The 17,280-nt window shown below is 54.8% G+C and carries 12 protein-coding genes and 1 tRNA gene; 11 read left to right on the top strand and 2 right to left on the bottom strand.

The annotated features are described in order from the left end of the window. The first annotated feature begins 41 nt into the window (after positions 1 to 41). The 6 genes from der (at position 42) to HMPREF0576_RS03525 (ending at position 7,634) form a co-directional block, all read left to right on the top strand. The gene (der, locus tag HMPREF0576_RS03550; protein ID WP_004010708.1) at positions 42 to 1,613 is read left to right on the top strand and encodes a ribosome biogenesis GTPase Der; all 1,572 of its coding nucleotides are present in this window, start codon (positions 42 to 44) and stop codon (positions 1,611 to 1,613) included. Between the two features lie 113 nt (positions 1,614 to 1,726). Continuing rightward, a tRNA-Pro gene (locus HMPREF0576_RS03545) sits at positions 1,727 to 1,800 on the top strand. 415 nt (positions 1,801 to 2,215) lie between these two features. Next, positions 2,216 to 3,823, top strand: coding sequence for a methyl-accepting chemotaxis protein (locus HMPREF0576_RS03540; protein ID WP_004010707.1), 1,608 nt, complete (start codon positions 2,216 to 2,218; stop codon positions 3,821 to 3,823). A 17-nt stretch (positions 3,824 to 3,840) separates the two neighbouring features. Beyond that, positions 3,841 to 5,571 carry a methyl-accepting chemotaxis protein gene (locus tag HMPREF0576_RS03535; RefSeq protein ID WP_004010706.1) on the top strand — a complete coding sequence of 577 codons (1,731 nt, stop codon included), beginning with the start codon at positions 3,841 to 3,843 and terminating at the stop codon, positions 5,569 to 5,571. A 78-nt stretch (positions 5,572 to 5,649) separates the two neighbouring features. Continuing rightward, positions 5,650 to 6,045 (top strand): hypothetical protein, encoded by a 396-nt coding sequence (locus tag HMPREF0576_RS03530; RefSeq protein ID WP_245527323.1) that lies wholly within the window; start codon positions 5,650 to 5,652, stop codon positions 6,043 to 6,045. Between the two features lie 659 nt (positions 6,046 to 6,704). Continuing rightward, positions 6,705 to 7,634, top strand: a complete 930-nt coding sequence (locus HMPREF0576_RS03525; RefSeq protein ID WP_004010704.1) for a hypothetical protein — start codon at positions 6,705 to 6,707, stop codon at positions 7,632 to 7,634. A gap of 203 nt (positions 7,635 to 7,837) precedes the next feature. Here HMPREF0576_RS03525 and HMPREF0576_RS03520 read toward each other — a convergent pair whose 3' ends face one another. Beyond that, positions 7,838 to 9,676, bottom strand: coding sequence for an AMP-dependent synthetase/ligase (locus tag HMPREF0576_RS03520; RefSeq protein WP_004010703.1), 1,839 nt, complete (start codon positions 9,674 to 9,676; stop codon positions 7,838 to 7,840). A 169-nt stretch (positions 9,677 to 9,845) separates the two neighbouring features. On the opposite strand from HMPREF0576_RS03520, the gene HMPREF0576_RS03515 reads away from it, so the two are divergent. Then, positions 9,846 to 11,222, top strand: a complete 1,377-nt coding sequence (locus tag HMPREF0576_RS03515; RefSeq protein ID WP_236589609.1) for a hypothetical protein — start codon at positions 9,846 to 9,848, stop codon at positions 11,220 to 11,222. 54 nt (positions 11,223 to 11,276) lie between these two features. On the opposite strand, the gene glnA is transcribed toward HMPREF0576_RS03515, so the two are convergent. Further along, entirely contained in the window at positions 11,277 to 12,698 is a 1,422-nt protein-coding gene (gene glnA, locus HMPREF0576_RS03510) for a type I glutamate--ammonia ligase (protein ID WP_004006868.1), read from the bottom strand. 295 nt (positions 12,699 to 12,993) lie between these two features. On the opposite strand from glnA, the gene HMPREF0576_RS03505 reads away from it, so the two are divergent. The 4 genes from HMPREF0576_RS03505 to rraA all read left to right on the top strand — a co-directional run bounded on the left by HMPREF0576_RS03505 (position 12,994) and on the right by rraA (position 17,196). After that, a complete protein-coding gene (locus tag HMPREF0576_RS03505) occupies positions 12,994 to 14,100 on the top strand; it encodes a thiamine ABC transporter substrate-binding protein (protein ID WP_004006867.1) in 1,107 nt (368 codons plus the stop codon). A gap of 27 nt (positions 14,101 to 14,127) precedes the next feature. After that, positions 14,128 to 15,831: an ABC transporter permease gene (locus HMPREF0576_RS03500; protein WP_004010700.1), complete on the top strand. Its 1,704-nt coding sequence runs from the start codon at positions 14,128 to 14,130 to the stop codon at positions 15,829 to 15,831. 85 nt (positions 15,832 to 15,916) lie between these two features. Further along, complete coding sequence (locus tag HMPREF0576_RS03495) at positions 15,917 to 16,603, top strand: ABC transporter ATP-binding protein (protein WP_004010699.1); 687 nt, start codon at positions 15,917 to 15,919, stop codon at positions 16,601 to 16,603. Positions 16,604 to 16,704: 101 nt separating this feature from the next. Next, a complete protein-coding gene (rraA, locus tag HMPREF0576_RS03490; RefSeq protein ID WP_245527321.1) occupies positions 16,705 to 17,196 on the top strand; it encodes a ribonuclease E activity regulator RraA in 492 nt (163 codons plus the stop codon). The last annotated feature ends 84 nt before the right edge of the window (positions 17,197 to 17,280 follow it).

Raw genomic sequence — 17,280 nt, 5'->3', positions numbered from 1 at the left:
GCTTGGCACGAATTGGCCAGGCAGTAACGCACGGGGGGAAGATGACTGAGGAAACCACCGGAGACGCCGGCGACTCGACAGCGGCAGACCAGACCAAACCGAGTGCGCCCAATGGCGAACTTCCGGAAGTTGTATACGAAAACTTTGTCGATGACGGCACGGTAGACCCTGCGGATGCGGCGCGGGAGGCGATGCTGCGCGAGGGTCTGCAATATTATGATTTGGAGCCGGAGGACTTGGATTTGCTCTCCGGAGACATGTCTCTGGATGATGCCGGACTGCCCGCTGTGCCAAATTGGCCTACTCTCGCCGTGGTGGGGCGTCCCAATGTTGGTAAATCCACCTTGGTGAATCGAATCTTGGGACGTCGCGAAGCCGTGGTACTGGATGAGCCGGGAGTGACGCGGGATCGCGTCACGTACGATGCTCATTGGAATGGGCGCAACTTTCACCTGGTTGATACTGGCGGCTGGGACGTCGGAGTTTCCGGTCTGGATCGGGCGGTTGCCGACCAGGCTGAAATCGCAATCGACCTGGCGGACGCCGCTCTTTTTGTGGTGGACGCAAATGTGGGGGCGACCGCTACTGATGAGCGTTTGATGAAGCTGCTGCGACGCGCGGGTAAACCGGTGCTGCTGGTCGCCAACAAGGTGGACTCGGAGCGTCAGGAGGCCGATGCTGCCGCCTTGTGGAACCTCGGCATGGGTCAGCCCTACCCGATTTCTGCCTTGCATGGGCGTGGGACGGGAGACTTGCTGGACGCTATCCTGCAGGTATTGCCTGAATCTGGAGCCACACAGGTGACTCGTGCCGAAGATTCAACGCCTCGAGTCGCCCTCGTGGGGCGTCCCAACGTAGGCAAGTCCTCACTGCTCAACTCCCTTTCTGGGGCGGGACGAGCTGTGGTCTCAGAAGTTCCCGGCACCACCCGGGATCCGGTGGATGAGGTCTTGGAGCTGGACGGACAGCAGTGGGTTTTTGTAGATACCGCGGGGGTGCGCCGACGGGTTAAGCGCAGCGTGGGGGCAGATTACTACTCGGTGTTGCGCACCCAAGCTGCCATCGAAAACGCCGATGTGGCGCTGGTCTTGTTGGATGGGGGAGAACCTCTCACTGAGCAAGATGTGCGGGTCGTAAACCAGGTCATCGAAGCGGGGCGGGCCTTAGTGCTGGTGAACAACAAGTGGGACCTGGTGGACGAATACCGTCAGGGTGAGCTGAAATACGAACAAGAATCGGACTTGGCACATGTGTCCTGGGCGCCAAAGATTAACATCTCCGCAAAAACTGGCTGGCACACGAACCGAATTACCAGGGCGCTGCGAGCCGCTTTGGAGGGATGGACGATTCGTATCCCGACCTCGCGTTTGAATGCGTTTTTGGGTGAATTGGTCGCGGCTCACCCGCATCCCCTGCGTGGTGGCAAACAGCCGCGGATTCTCTACGCCACCCAGGCGGGAGTGTGCCCGCCACGTTTTGTTCTGTTTACGACCGGTTTTTTGGATCCGCAGTACCGGCGTTTCATCGAACATCGCCTGCGAGATGCCTTCGGTTTCGTGGGAACTCCGGTTCGCATTGGGGTACGGGTGCGGGAAAAGCGGAAAGGTCGCTAAGAATTTTTCCGCGTATTTTCAACGAATTATCTATATTTTGAGCGTTCGGGGCGGTGGCGTTTTTCCCTTCGGTGTTCAATAGGGTAAAGTATCCATGTTGCCTGGAAGGCAATCGGGCTGTGGCGCAGTTTGGTAGCGCACTTGACTGGGGGTCAAGGGGTCGCAGGTTCAAATCCTGTCAGCCCGACCGATAAACTGGTTGTGACCTGCAAGAATACCTGAGTTTGTAGTATTGAAAACCGTTAAGATTCACTCTGATTTAACAAAAACTCAACGATTTTGTGCACTTTCAACCAATTTTGGTGCGAAGCGCTCTCAAATGCTGGCGCGCATACCCGGAGCATGAAACCACTGCCTCTGTGAATCATGGGATTGTTCCGCCATCAAAGACACGATTACTCAATGAAATCGAGCCTATGGTAGACGACTAACGCCCGCATTGGAAGAGGAATGAAACCCCTGACACGTCAATGTACGTTTGATAAGCCAAAGTTTTTTTATCGCTATTGTGATGGTGTTAACATTTACTGCGAAAATCTGAGTTGTGCCGAGTTCTGCTGGGTCGACTAATCGAGTTTTCCCCTAACTCAAGGAGTGGCGAATTGAATAAAAAGTTCCGTTTTACTATTGCTGTAAAGACAGCTCTAGCGTCCGTAATCGTTGCTGTGTTGCTGCTAATTATGTTGATTTACATGATTATTTCGGTGCAAGCATACGGCGGTGCGTTTAGGACTGAAAACGATAATTTCAAGAACATTTCTGCCATAGAAGACTCACGCTTGACTTGGATTGGGATGCGAGCTGAGGAGTCCAAGCTGGCAACTCAAGTCCAGACTTGGGAATTGACAGCGGTGGGCGCGGACAATCCTAACGCCACCGCAGTCGCTACTGCCCTGGAACGCGTTGACTCAGATTTGAAACAGCTAGGGGCTTCTCCATTGACCGGGGAACAAAAGCAAATGGTCTCTGACATGGAAACTGCAGCGGCTGAATACGCTAAACGGTGGCAAGCGTTCATCACGAATGTGTCCACGGACCGGGTTGCGACTGCTGCTGCCGCCGATGAATTTGGTATCTGGCAAACTGATCACGCCTACGAATTTTCAGATACGGCGGCAAAACTCCTGAATACTTATGGGGAGCGCAGCCAAAATGCAGCCAGCCTACGTGACAAAATCGAAAAGACAGCTATCGCATTTGCTGGTGTGCTGCTGGTAGTCGGTCTGGTTATTGCCATATTTTCAACCAAACGCATAGTAAATTCCTTGACTCGGGCTTCTCAGGTGCTCTCCGAGGGAATGGATATGCTGGCTGATGGCGATTTTACGGTGGAGGTGCCCAGAGTTAGTTCTGACGAAGTCGGAGATATGAGCGAAGAATTTAATTCGGCTATGGGGAGAATGCGTGAAGGCATTCGCTCGACAGTAGTTTCCGCACAGGAAGTTATGGGGGTCACTCGGGATATTTCGGAGGGCTCTCGCGGAGCCGTTGAGGCAGCTCGTCGGGGTGCTGACTATATCAACAGCGGTGCTGCGGCGGCGGAACAGGTTTCTCATTCGATTCAGACGGTGGCTGCTGGAGCGGAACAGATGAGTGCTTCTATTCGGGAGATTTCGGCTAATGCGAATTCTGCTGCCGAGGTGGCGAAAGAGGCTTCTGAAGTGGCGGTACAGACCAATGAGACGGTGGCGAAGTTGGGGGAGTCTTCGCGTGAGATTGGTGAGGTTATTGGGACGATTACCGCGGTGGCAGAGCAGACTAATTTGTTGGCTTTGAATGCGACCATTGAAGCGGCGCGAGCTGGTGATGCTGGTCGCGGTTTTGCGGTGGTTGCTTCTGAGGTGAAGGATTTGGCTGCGGAGACTGGACGCGCGACTGAGGACGTGGCGTTAAAGGTTGAACAGATTCAGCTTGATACGCAGGCAGCGGTGTCGGCTATCGAGGAAATTTCGGGGATTATTGCTTCGATTAATGATTACCAGACGACGATTGCGGCGGCGGTAGAGGAACAGACTGCTACCACTAATGAGATGTCGCGTTCGGTTTCGGAGGCAGCGGATAGTTCCACGACGATTGCGGAGAATGTGGCGCATATTGCAAAGCAGACTAGTGAACTGGCGGATCGGTTCACTGGGGTGGATGAAAAGATGGGTCGCTTGAGTGGTCAATCGCAGGATTTGGTTTCCCGCTTGAACGAGTTGAAGCACTAGGAGAGGGAAAAGAAAACATGACTATTGAAACGCAAAGCATGAACGACGCAAAGCTTAGCCTGACCAACGATACAGCGAGAACCCCGAAATTAGCCGAAAATAAAAACCAGAGTAACAGCAATGGTCAACAAATGCGGCGAATTCCGCTGCTGGTGCAGATTGGTACGATTGGCTTCTCTGGCATAGTGGGATTGCTAATTATGATGCTGGTCTTTGTGATCGGGATTAATATGTATGCTGGTTCCGTCAGGGTGTACTCCCAAGTGCAGAATGAAGTCCAGACTGCGCGTAGCTTTAACCACGACATGCTGCGGCTGATAGTGGCACAAAACGAAGTCAAACGCCTTTCGCTGCTGAAAACAACGATTACAGACGAACTGCGAGCCACGCTAATACAGGAGCACACTAAGGAAGTCAATCACTATATTGAGCTGACGGACAAGAGTATCGAGAAACTCTCCAGTATCAATGACCCGCAGATAGCGAATATGGTCAAAGAAACCGCAGAAGTAACCAAGGAATTACACGAAGCTTCACAAAAAATCACCAAGCTATACGGAGAACGCAAATATGCCGAGGGTGATGCAATCGACGTTTCGCAATACGTCGACAAACTCAACACGATGATTCCCGAAATCGTGAATGTGTGCGTTGACAAGATGAATAATGTAGTCAAACAGGTCGTGAAAACCAGTTTCACGATGATTGCCGTGATGCTAGTGATTTTCGTGGTGGTTTTGGGGATTTCCCTGCTCTCCGCGATGCTGGTACGCCGTACTTTGCGTCGCACGGTGCGTTCTGCTGGTGATGCAATTGGAGCGATGGCAGCGGGTGATTTGACAGTTGAGGCGCAGATTCTTCTGAACGATGAAGTCGGTGACGTGGCGCAGAAACTCAATGATACACAGTCGGCTCTGCGGGGTATTGTGGGTTCCGCTGCAGAGGTAGCGGGGGAAGTTAAATCGGTGGCTACCGAAGTGGGTACGGAAATCGATTGGGCGCATGAAAAGACTCAGGAAGTTATCGCGCAGACTGAGGTGGTAGCTGGCGCTGCAGGTGATGTGACCCAGTCTATTCAAACTGTCGCGGCTGGTGCCGAAGAAATGGGTGCATCTATTCGAGAAATCGCGTCTAATGCGAATGAGGCATCGCGGGTAGCTAATGATGCGACTGAGGTGGCGAAGCGGACTAACGAGACCGTGGCGAAACTGGGCGCATCTTCACGTGAAATCGGTGACGTAATTAAAACCATTACTGGGATTGCTGAGCAGACTAATTTATTGGCTCTAAACGCAACGATTGAGGCGGCGCGGGCTGGAGAGGCTGGTAAGGGCTTCGCAGTGGTGGCTGGGGAAGTCAAGGATCTGGCGCAAGAGACTGGTAAGGCTACTGAAGAAATCACGGCAAAGATTACCGCGATTCAGGCTGATACGGATGGGGCAGTGGCTGCTATTGAGCGAATCTCGGAGATTATCCAGCAGATTAATGATTTCCAGACGACAATTGCAGCGGCGGTAGAGCAGCAGACATCTACGACAACGGAAATGTCACGCTCTGTACAAGAAGCCGCCACCGGATCCGGAGAAATCACCCAGACGGTCTCTGAGTATCAGTCGATTGCGGAAAATGCTGGTCAGGGCGTGATGCAGCTGCAGGAGGCCACCAAAGGTTTGGTTTCTGCAGCGCATACCATGGATGGCTATATTTCTCAGTTTACTTATCAGAAATCTGAAGCGATTGCGAAATAGCTTATCGTCTATCGCATTTGCTTGGTGTTTCCGTTAATTCGGATTTCGCGAATGTGGAATAGTCATGAAAATTTAAAGGTGTTAAGTTTTTCCTTGATGCCTAAAAGAGCAAGTCCTTGGTGCGTCATAACCCGAAGCGCGAAGCATGAATTGCTAGACGCTTCGGGTTATGACGCCCTCTGTGACACGGGCTTTGTGATAGTGGCTTTGCTTCATACTGATAGCGAGTATCCCGGCTGCGTCTCTGGCTATATCGATGCAGTGGGCTCATTAGTTCCACCTTTGGCTTTTGCTCATCACCAGTTCCTCGTGATCTTGAAGGGAATCAAGCTAGCGCGCATCGACGCTGTCAAGATTTCCCGCAGTGGCATCTCGAGTGCATCCAAAACCGTTGCATTATTGTCTTTGCAAGCCGGTAAGGGCGGATGTCCCGGCTTCCAGTTTCCTGAGAGTAAAATTGTCTCCCAGCGTTAGCTATCAATGGATACTCCAAACAGCTGATTAATTTTTGAAATTTGTTCACCAGATAAGTCCGAGAAGCGTGACGCAGTGAGCAATACAGAGCGATGTTTATCCTTAAACTCACCCCTTATCTGAAGGTCGGCTGAAAAATCACCCAAATTCACCGAGTGTTCCTGAGTGCCTGAGTATTTTTAGGAAATCTCTGGGGAAATCAGTGGCGACATCGGGGAAATTTTTGAATGTTCCCGGCGTGTCGGATTGGTCAGAACCGTCCCGAAATTAGAAATGCCGTTTTATCTGGGATTATGGCTAAAAACTTGGCGGTTCAAAAGTGCAAATGAACAAACAAAAAAGATTTTAATGTCAGGTCAAAAGACACCCCTAGTCGAACTTTGCGAATGTGATACTGCTCACATTTATGTACTATCTTTTACCGCTCGTAAAGGTTTTAAATGTTGATAATTCAGCGATTTTTCCTGTCACCCAGCTTAAAACTTGCTGAGATGCAAAATTTGACCCCATTTTGGGGTACCTACAGCAGGAATCAATCCGCATCATGGCGCCAAAAGGGGCTATACTTATGGGTACAGGTTGCGGAAAGACGGAAAACCGGATGGAAACAACCGAGGAGCGATATACAGGGTATCGCTGGAGCATGGAGGTCTCCGATTATGAAGAACACACATAAGCTTTATGCCGCAGGAGGCGGCTTACTTATAGCCGCGATGATGGGTTTCGCCCCGTCTTTCGCAGATGATGGCACCCAGACCGCATTGGAAGCGGATCCGGCCATCGAGGTGGCAGGTGCAACTGCCGCAGATAATGACATTACGGTCGCTGGTAGTGAGGCTGTAACTGAGGAGAATGCCAAGGCGCAGGATGCTCAGGCAGAACCGTCTGCTACCGAGGAAGCAACTTCCGAGAAGCCTGCTGAGGCTGCGGAACCTGCTCCGCAGGAAAGCACCTCGGCTGATGAAACTGCTGCTGCGGGTACGTCTGAACCGGCTCAGGAACAGACCACTCCGGCAAAAGATGACGCTGCTGCTGAGGAAGCTGCTCCTGCCAAAGAGGTAGAGGCTGCTGAGCCCGCCCCGGCGCAGGTAGTGCCCGTTACTTACGTGGTACCTCACTACAGCGCTATGGACGCGGATGCTGCTCCGGTAGCGGAACCTGATCCTCAGGCTCCTGCTCCCTTGCTGACCATGGCAAAGACCGACAACAATCCGCAATCTGATCCCAATAGCCAGCGCCAGGTTGCTTGGTTTGAACTTCCGGAACCTGCCGGTCCGGCTCTGGTTCCCGGACAGTCCACTCCGCTGTTGAACGCAGCTGTTTCTGAAGCTCCGGCTGTCAATGCGAACGTGGTTCCTGCCACCGCAGTACAGACCTCAGCCGTGCAAGCAGCTCCTGCTCAGCAGGCGCAGATGAACCGGGCTCAGACCGTTGCCGAAGCCGGCACCTTGAGCCGCTCTCTGGCACGCACCGGTTCCATCGCCCAGTACGCCGCGCTGCTCTCCGTAGCAGCCTTGATTGCAGGTGCTGGATTGCTGGCTGGCGCAGTTGCTACCACACGTCGTCGCGCTAACGCGATTGAAAAGTAACTCGTTCAATCAGAATTACTGAAACACCTCCACAGTTTGGACCCGCCACGCGCGGGTCCAAACTGATTTAACTGTCTAGAGCTCTCTCAATGAAATCGCGTGTGGGTTTCAACCTGACTAATTTCAGGCAGCACGGAGCTATCTAGCTTCCGTGATAATGTGCACAGGATTATTTCGCGTGTAAGACTGTTTAGAACACAGGACTATTTCGCGTAAATGGCTTCGATTTCCTTGGCGTATTTCTTAATGACCTGTTCACGACGAACCTTCAAAGAAGGAGTCAAGAGACCGTTATCCACGGTAAAGTCGCCGATAATAACACGCACCTTGCGAATGGATTCCGCCCTGGAGACACTGGCAGATGCCCGCTGGGCACCCCGCATCAGAGATTCTTGAACGGCGGGATGAATAGCGGCAGTAGCCGGATCCATGGGCGGAAGTTTGTGGTTGGCGAGCCATGTCGGCAACATCTCACGATCCAGAGTCACCAAAGCCGACACGAAAGGTCTCTTGTCTCCGATGACGACCACATTGGAAACCAGAGGATGACCCCGGAACGAGTCCTCCAATGGTGCAGGGGATACGTTCTTGCCAGAAGCAGTCACAATAAGTTCTTTCTTGCGTCCGGTAATGCTGAGATATCCGTCGTCATCTATTTCGCCCAAGTCTCCACTGGCGAACCAGCCGTCAGAGTCCAAAACTTCGCCAGTAGCCTCGGGGTTATTACGGTACCCACGCATCACGATTCTGGAACGAACAAAGATTTCACCGCTGGCGTCAATTTTTAGTTCCACGCCGGGCAAGGGACGCCCTACGGTGCCGATTCGGATGTTACCGGGAAGGTTCCCGGTCGCCGGACCAGCAGTTTCCGTCAAGCCCCAGCCTTCAATCACGGTTAAACCTACGCCACGGAAAAAATGTCCCAGACGCGCCCCGAGAGGAGCCCCGCCACTGATGACCCACCGGCATTCTCCACCCATGAGATCCAATAGTTTAGAAAACAGCAACTTATCAGCAATGGCACGCGACCGATGCAAACGGAACCCCACAAACTTTCGATTCGGATCGTTGAGAGCCTCTGAATAGTGAATGGCTTGCGCGGCAGCCCAGTTAAAAATGCTGTGCTTTAAGCCACGACCAGCCTTGACTTGAGCTGCAGTGTAAATTTTTTCCAGAACTCGTGGCACCACGATCATGCTGGTGGGGCGGAATGATTGCAGGTCGTTCAACATGTTTTTCACATTTGGAACGCAACCCAGCACGCCGCGACCCGAAAGCACCGTGTAGGAGCTGAAGCGGGCGAACACGTGAGCCAGTGGCAAAAACAGCAGCAGACGGGTCTTTTTGTTGTCGACGACTTCAGGCAGACTGTCCCCAATCATTAGCGCCATATAAACGAAGTTACGCTGGGTCAGTTCTACACCTTTCGGTCTGCCGGTAGTTCCAGAGGTATAGACGATAGAGAGTAGAGAATCAAGGTTGACTGCGGATAAACGTTCCTTAACTTCCTGTTTCCGGACGTTGGTGCCCTTGAGACGAATTTGGTCCAGCGCACCGTCTTGGATAGCTGCCACCCCGCAATCCACAACTCGTCCCGTAGACTCAACCAAACGGGCTTGGGTCGCAGTTTCAGTAATCACCAACCGCGCCCCGGTATCCTCCAAGATCCAGTCCACTTGGGATGCGGAATCAGTCTCATAGATGGGCACGACGGTTAAGCCAGCTGATTGGGCAGCATAATCTAACAGCACCCACTCGTAGGAGGTCCCTGCCATAATGCCGATGCAGTCTCCGGACTCTAAGCCCATTCCGATAAGCCCGCGCGCTACATCGATAATTTGGTTCGCCATCGTCGAGGCGGTGATTTCTTCCCAACCGTCACCAAAAGGCTGCGGACGCATCATCACGACGGCTTGGGGAGTGCGCCGGGCACGGGTGAAAAACAGCGCAGGTATGGAATCATTGGGTTCCAAACTGATTTGGGCGGGGGTGGCGTAATAATTTGTGGTCAACAGAGCCTCCTGAATCAATAGGTTTAACATACCGCAAAATACGTCGAAACACTTTACATAGCATTTGGCTTAACCTGCCAAAATGATGGATTTTGTCTCGGGGGAGTCTCATAATGAAAGCAACTGAGCCGATATGAGGGATGTCAGTTCGGTAGGTGAAACGTTTCAGATAAATTTATTTGAGAGAGAGGGAAGGTTCATGAGCATACCTGCGGTCGGTCCCTCCTTTCCGCTAGGCAATGCGGGTGTTGCTAATGCTGCAAATGCTGCTAACGCTGCCCCACAAAATGCCAGCACTGCCGCACAAAATGCGCAAGCGGCGGTCAACAATGCAGCTGCTAATATGGGGGCAGCCGCTCAACAAAATCTGAGCGCGACCGGCTTGCCCGCTCCGCAAAACTCTGCCGTCATCGCCAATGTAACGGCAGGTCTTGCTTCGGCACAAAATAATTCCGCCGCGTCCAGCGGGAAACCCAATACGACGCCGGCACAATCCAACGCCTCACCGGCGACTCAACTGCTGCCCAACACGGGAACTTCCGGCGCCAACCTTGACTCTGCACTGCAAAACTCACGCAGTGCCTGGCAGAATGCCGCTGGGCAGGCAGCGGGTCAAAGGCCCGCTACAAATCCAAATTCTTTGGCGCGAATGCTGCAATCATTTTCCCAATCCACGGTGTCTCCCGGAACGGTGCAAACGTCTTTGGGACGCGCCCAAATAATTCCTCCCGGGCAAGGGGCAAACCTTTATGCCGCAGTGCAAAGTGGAGGTACCACCACCGCGGCTAACGCGGCTTCTGCCGCAGGAACCGCTAATCCGGGCACTACGGCGGCATCCGCTTCAGCTCAATCCGCCCCGCCCACACAGGCAAACAGTGCTGCTACAGCAACTCCAGGCTCAGCAGCAGTCCCGCAGACAGCCGCCGGTGCAGCGACTTTGCGAGCGGAAGGAGCACAGACCCAGGCTGCTCCTGCTCCCACGCGCCCCGCGGGTACACTCGCGAGCGCTCCTGGCGGAACAGCAGTCCCGGCAGCCTTACCCGAAGCAGCGGTACGTCAAGCCAATGCTGCCCAAGCCAGCGCACAGCAAGCCGTGACCCAGGCAGCGGCATCCGAAGGAGAAGGAAAAACTGCAGCTGCCCATCCCCAAAGCCAGGCACGCAACGCCGCTATACTACCCGACGCCAATCCGGCTCCCGCGTTACCAGCTCCCTTGACGCCCCAGGACCCAGCACCGAAAGCCGGTCAGCTAGGTGCCAGCGTCGCCGGGGTGTCGGAAGATCCGGTCTATATGAGCCAAGTCGCGGCAGCCAGCGGATTTGGGGCGAAACTGCAGCAGACCCTAAACCTGAACCTCGGCATTGCCAACCTCACGGCCGGCAATCTCATCAGCCTGTGCGGCGTGTTGGTGATAACCCTGGTTGTGATGCGGGTGTTCGTCGACGGCGTGGTTGCAGAGGAAATTGTTGCCCTGAGCTTTGCGACAATCATCGGGATTATGCTGTTAATAGGACCACGGTTGATGCGTGAAAACCCTCGCGATAAAAATGCGCCACCGCCACCCCGAAAGAGGTGACGGCAACGCGGAAATGCCGCAGGACCCTCGTGAATCCAGGCGAAATCGCGGCTATCAGCAGTTGTAGTACAGCTCAAACTCAAGCGGGTGAGGATGCACGAACAGCTTTTGCACCTCATTTTCGCGCTTCAAGCGTATCCATGTCTCTAACAGGTCCGTGGTGAAAACGTCACCTTCGGTCAAGAATTCGTAGTCATCCTCCAGGGCATTCAGAGCCAAATCCAACGACGGTGGCAGTTTCTCGATATCGCGGTATTCCTCGGGAGGAAGCTCGTAAAGGTCCTTGTCGATAGGGTCGGCAGGTTCGATACGATTGCGGATTCCATCCAGACCAGCCATCAGAATGGCGGGGAAAGCCAGGTAAGGGTTCGCAGACGTGTCCGGCACACGGTACTCGACACGCTTTGCTTTCGGGGAAGTGCCGGTGACCGGAATACGAATGCAAGCCGACCGGTTACGCGCGGAATACACCAGGTTCACGGGGGCTTCAAAGCCCGGAACCAAGCGGCGGAACGAGTTGATGGACGGGTTCGTAAACGGCAGAATAGCGGCGGCGTGACGCAGCAACCCGCCGATAAACCAACGTGCCATGTCAGACAGACCGCCATAGCCGTTTTCGCCGTAGAACAGGGGATTGCCGTCTTTCCACAGAGACACGTGGCAGTGCATACCCGAACCGGCCTGACCCCACAGCGGCTTCGGCATGAAAGTGACGGTCTTGCCCAGTTCGATAGCCTTGTTTTTCACGATGTATTTGAACACCGTGAGGTTGTCTGCGGCGTGCAGCAGAGTGGAATAGGTGTAGTTGATTTCCTGCTGACCCGACGCCCCGACTTCGTGGTGAGCACGTTCGATTTCGAACCCCGTCTCTTGCAAGGCGCGCACAATGGCGTCACGGTCATCAGCGGTGGCGTCCATCGGGGGGACGGGGACGTAGCCGGCTTGGAAAGGCATCTTGTTGCCCAAGTTGTGCCCGTCCTCCCAATCGCCGGAGGTCTCCGGCGATTCCCGAGAACCAATTTTTACGAAAGTATCGTGGGGATCCGTGCGGAACTGGATGGAATCAAAAATGTAAAACTCCGGTTCGGGAGCCAGGAACGCTGTGTCGGCGATACCGGTGGACTTCAGGTAGGCCTCTGCCTTTTGCGTCACGCCACGCGGATCGCGAGAAAATGGTTCGTTCGTGAAGGGATCCACGATGGAGGAATACAGCACCAGAGTCGGCTCCTTACGGAAAGGATCGACGAAGGCCGCGGTGGGGTCGGGAATTAGCTTCATATCGGATTCATGAATCGCGGTGAAACCATTAATGGACGACCCGTCAAACATCATCCCCTCGGTGAGGGTTTCCTCAAGCATATTGGTGGGGATGGTGAGGTGCTGCATAGTTCCATAAAGGTCGGAAAAGCGCACATCGATGAAACGAATGTTTTTTTCTTTGACAAAGTTAATTACTGATTGTGAATCATTAAACACGCCGGAACCTCCTGCAAGGTAAAATTTATATATATTTACCGTTCTATTTTTACCTTTCCCCCAAGGGTCCGCCAAATCGGCGCGCCCACAGATTTTGTCTAGTGATGGCATATACTTAGAGGCACGACAGGGGAGCGAAATTCGCTGAGAGTGCCGAGTCTTAATGCGTAGCATGTGGCGGGCAGACCCTCGCACCAGGCAAGTAATGTTGCCGAGGAAGTCGAGTAAATCTCGGTTCACGTCGCTCAGGACGTGAACTTTTCCCCTGCTCTTACTGATTCTAGAAAGGGCAGATATGTTTTCTATTACTCGGGGACAAGCCTCGTCCCGGACTTTGGCAGTGTTGGCTGCAGCAGGGATGTGCGCGGCTTTGCTGGCGGGCTGTACCGATTCCCGTCCGACCAGCAGCGCCACCGGCACACCGGGAACTGACAGTAACAAGTCCAGCGGCACGGTGACCCTTGTGACCTATGATTCATTCCCGTTGAGCGATGAAACTGCCGCCGCCTTTACCGACAAAACCGGTTACAAGCTAAAGGTCGTGAAAAATGGCGACGGGGTAGAGCTGACTAACAAGCTGATTTTGACCAAGGACGCGCCGTTGGGTGACGCCGTGTTCGGTTTTGATAACAACACTGCTCAGGCTGCCGTTGATGCCGGAGCCTTGGCTGATTTCACCGGGAAACTCGCTCCTAGCGTGCAAAAGTTGCGCGGGGATTCAAAACAATTGGTCCCGGTGGATCGTGGCGAGGTTTGTGTGAATTACGATGTCTCTTACTTCCAAAAGAAAGGTCAGCAGCCTCCGGCGACTTTCGATGACCTGACAAAGCCGGAATACAAAAATCTGACCGTGGTAGAGGATCCTCGTACGTCCACGCCGGGTCTGGCTTTCCTGCTGTCCACCATCAAAGCTAAGGGTGAAAACGGGTGGATGGATTACTGGAAGTCACTGAAAGCAAACGGGGTGAAGTCCGCAGGCTCCTGGGATGATGCGTTCAACGTTGACTTTACGGCAGGTTCTAATGACAACGGTAGCGCGGCGTATCCGATTATGGTGTCCTATGCGTCATCTCCGGCTTGGGCAGTCAGCGATGACGGGAGCGTTTCTACTATCGGTAACGTACCGGCGACTTGCTATCAGCAGGTTGAATACGCCGGGGTACTGAAAGGTGCCAAGAACCCGGCGGGCGCGGCAGCACTGGTTCAGTTCTTGACCGAAGAAACAGCGCAAAAGGACCTGACCGAGAACAACTACATGTACCCGGTGCTGGATTCGGTACAGTTGCCCGAACCGCTGGCGAAGTTCGGCGCCCCCTCTGGTCAGGCTGCCGTGCTGAAAGAAGCCGACGTGGTGAAGAACCGCGAAGCCTGGGTACGTTCCTGGGCCTCGATTATGGGCTAGGCGCCCCGAGCGTTCGAAAGGCGATAAATGGAAAAGACAGCCCCCAGGGTGGCTCTAGCGGTGATGGTGTTCCTGCCGCTGGCTTTCCTGGGGCTGTTTTTTCTCTGGCCCACCCTGCGGATTATCGGTCTGGGGCTGAGCGGTGCGACGACCGGTCTGGGATCGGGTGGGACTGCCTGCGTTGGCGGGTCGCTGCGCGAGATGCTCGGTCGAACCCGGACCTGGACGACGCTGTTTTGGACCCTGGAAATGGGTTTGCTGGGGACTGTATTCTCAGTGTTTCTGGGGGTCGCCGGGGCGTGGGCGCTTTACGGGCTGAGGATTCCGGGACGCCGAGTGTGGCGCACCCTGACCGGGGTGCCCTTCGTGCTGCCATCGGTAGTAGTCGGTGTGGCATTCCAGAATTTGTTGGGTCCGAGTGCCCCCCTGGGTTTCCTGGGGCTTTCCGAGAGTCGCGCCGCGATTATCTTGGCGATGGTGTTTTTTAACTTTTCCCTGGTCGCGAGGATAGTCGGCAACGCCTGGATGCGTTTGGATCCGCGTCCCGCACAAGCCGCGCGGGCATTGGGAGCCAGTCCGGCTCGGGCGTTCCTGACCGTGACCCTGCCCCGGCTGGGACCGGCGATTTTTGCCGCAGCTTCGTTGGTGTTCCTGTATTGCATTACGTCTTACGGTCTGATTCGGGTGCTCGGTGGAGTAAAAATCACGACGTTGGAAGTTGAGATTTACCTGGAAACTGCCAGCTATCTCAACCTTTCAGGAGCCGCGGTTTTGTCCATCCTGCAAATTCTCATCGTGCTGGCAGCTTTGGGGATTAACGGGGTGGCGCGGGCTTGCTTTGAGCGCGCGGGGGCGCTGCGTACCGTGCCGCCCCGGCGGGTGCGCCGTGAGGACACTTTCGCGCTGGTCTTGACGGGTCTGGGGATTATGTTAGTGGCAGTGCCACTGGTTTTCATGGTGGTGGCTTCGCTGCGTCTGGCAGGTCGCTGGACACTGGAAAACTATCAGGCTTTGGGGCAGCCGGGAATCGTAGCGCAGCTGCCGGGCACGGCGTGGGGAGCGTGGGGATATTCCCTGCAGGTGGCGTTACTCTCATGCGTGATTTCCCTGGTCATGGGGTTATCGGTGTCTCTGGTCGTGTCGCGCCGAGTGCCGCTGAATTCGCGGTGGCGCGGTGCTCAAGAACTGTTCGATATGCTGTTTTCCTCTCCCCAAGGCGTCAGTGCGGTCACGGTGGGGTTCGGAATGCTGATAACTTTGCAGGCCCCGCCGCTTTCCCTGCCCGCTAACGCGGCGTTCCTGGCGGCTGCACAAGCGGTGGTGGCGGTGCCACTGGTGTTACGCTCGGTATTGCCGACCTTGCGGGCCATCAATCCACATCTGCGAGAAGCGGCAGCGACTCTGGGGGCAAATCGGCTGCAGTCTTTCGTCACGGTAGAGCTGCCCATTTTGGCGCGGGTCAGCGGGGTCGGGGCCGGCTTTGCTTTCGCGATTTCCCTGGGCGAGTTCGGGGCGACCAGTTTCCTGGCCAGGCCGCTGGAGCCGACGTTGCCGGTGGCGATTTTTGCTTTGAGTTCCCGTCCGTCCGCGCAGGCACAAGGGGCGAGCGCCGCCGCGAGCGTGGTGCTGGCGCTGACTTGTGCGTTGGTGATGTTCGTGGCAGAAAACGGTTTTGCCACGGCTACGCGAGGTTTGCGGTGGCGACTTAAACTGTCCTCGAAGGGAGAATAAACACGTGAACGAAACTGCCCACCCGGGCTTGTGCCTGCGGCAAATCACATTTTCCTACCCGCCAAATCGCCGCGGCGAGAAGCCAGTGCCTATCTTGCAATCCGTGAATCTGGACGTGAAGCGGGGCGAGATTATGGTGCTGCTGGGACCTTCCGGCTGTGGGAAATCGACCCTGCTACAGATTGTGGCAGGATTACTGTCTGCCGACTCCGGCACTCTGACCTGGGACGGTGTCAACCAACAACCCGTTCCGACGCATCGGCGCGGGTTCGCGATGCTGTTCCAAGATTGCCAACTGTTTGCCAACCGCAACGTGGAACGCAACGTCGGCTACGCCCTAGAACTGCGCCGACCGCGCCCCCGCAAAACAGAAATAGCCCACACGGTCGCCGAAATGCTGCAGTTGGTGCGGTTGGAAGGCATGGAAAAGCGCCGGGTTGATACTCTGTCAGGAGGGCAGGCTGGTCGGGTCGCCCTCGCTCGCGCCTTGGCTGCCAGACCAAAACTGCTGCTGCTGGATGAGCCACTTTCTGCTCTTGACGAACAGTTGAAATATGAGCTAGCTGCCGAAATTCGCGACATTGTGAAACGCAGCCAAATCACCGCTGTTTACGTAACTCATGATCAGGCAGAAGCGGCGTTGGTGGCGGACCGGGTGGGAATAATGCTGGCTGGCGTGATTCGTCAGACCGGCACGTTGGACGAGTTAAAAGCCCACCCGGATACTCGTGAAGTCGCCAAGTTCCTGGGAGTCAGTTTCCCTTCCCGGTAGTTTTGAAAATTCGTTAAACTGGGGAAACCAACACAGCGCCCCAGGCCCGTTTTCGTCTGATTGTTCCGGCTATGCGGTGGTGTTTCGGAAAGGAAACGACAATGAAGCAAGACATGATAGCCCCTCTCGCAACCACAGATTTGTATGATGAATATGGTGACAAGCTGCGGGTTTGTGATATGCAGATGACCAACTTTGGCGGGCACAAGGCTTTTGCCGGAAAGATTACAACCATTCACTGTCACCTGGACAGTGGTCTGGTGAAAGCCACGCTCAACACGCCGGGGCGGGGTCGGGTCTTGGTTGTTGACGGCGAAGGTGACCTACACGCGGCCTTATGCGGGGACCTGATTGCAGGTGCTGCGGTAAAGAATGGTTGGACGGGAGTCATCATCAACGGGGCAATTCGTGACTCGGCAACGATTCGCGGTCTGGCTCTGGGCATAAAAGCGCTGGGCACAACCCCTCGCAAATCCACCAAAGACAGCGCGGGTGAAACCGATGTCGAGCTAAACTTCGGGGGCATCACGTGGCGCCCCGGAGACACCTTGCACGCCGACATGGACGGAATCGTTTTGCTCCCCGAAGAGTGAGCCAACGCCCTTGTGAATGGAGGTTCCAGGCCCCCTATCGTGCTCAAAATACGTAAGGTACGCCGGCGGGGCGCAGTACTAAAG

It is taken from the genome of Mobiluncus holmesii ATCC 35242, from assembly GCF_000185445.1.
In the GTDB taxonomy this organism is placed as follows: Bacteria; Actinomycetota; Actinomycetes; order Actinomycetales; family Actinomycetaceae; genus Mobiluncus; species Mobiluncus curtisii.
This window is presented reverse-complemented; position numbering and strand designations above follow the sequence as displayed.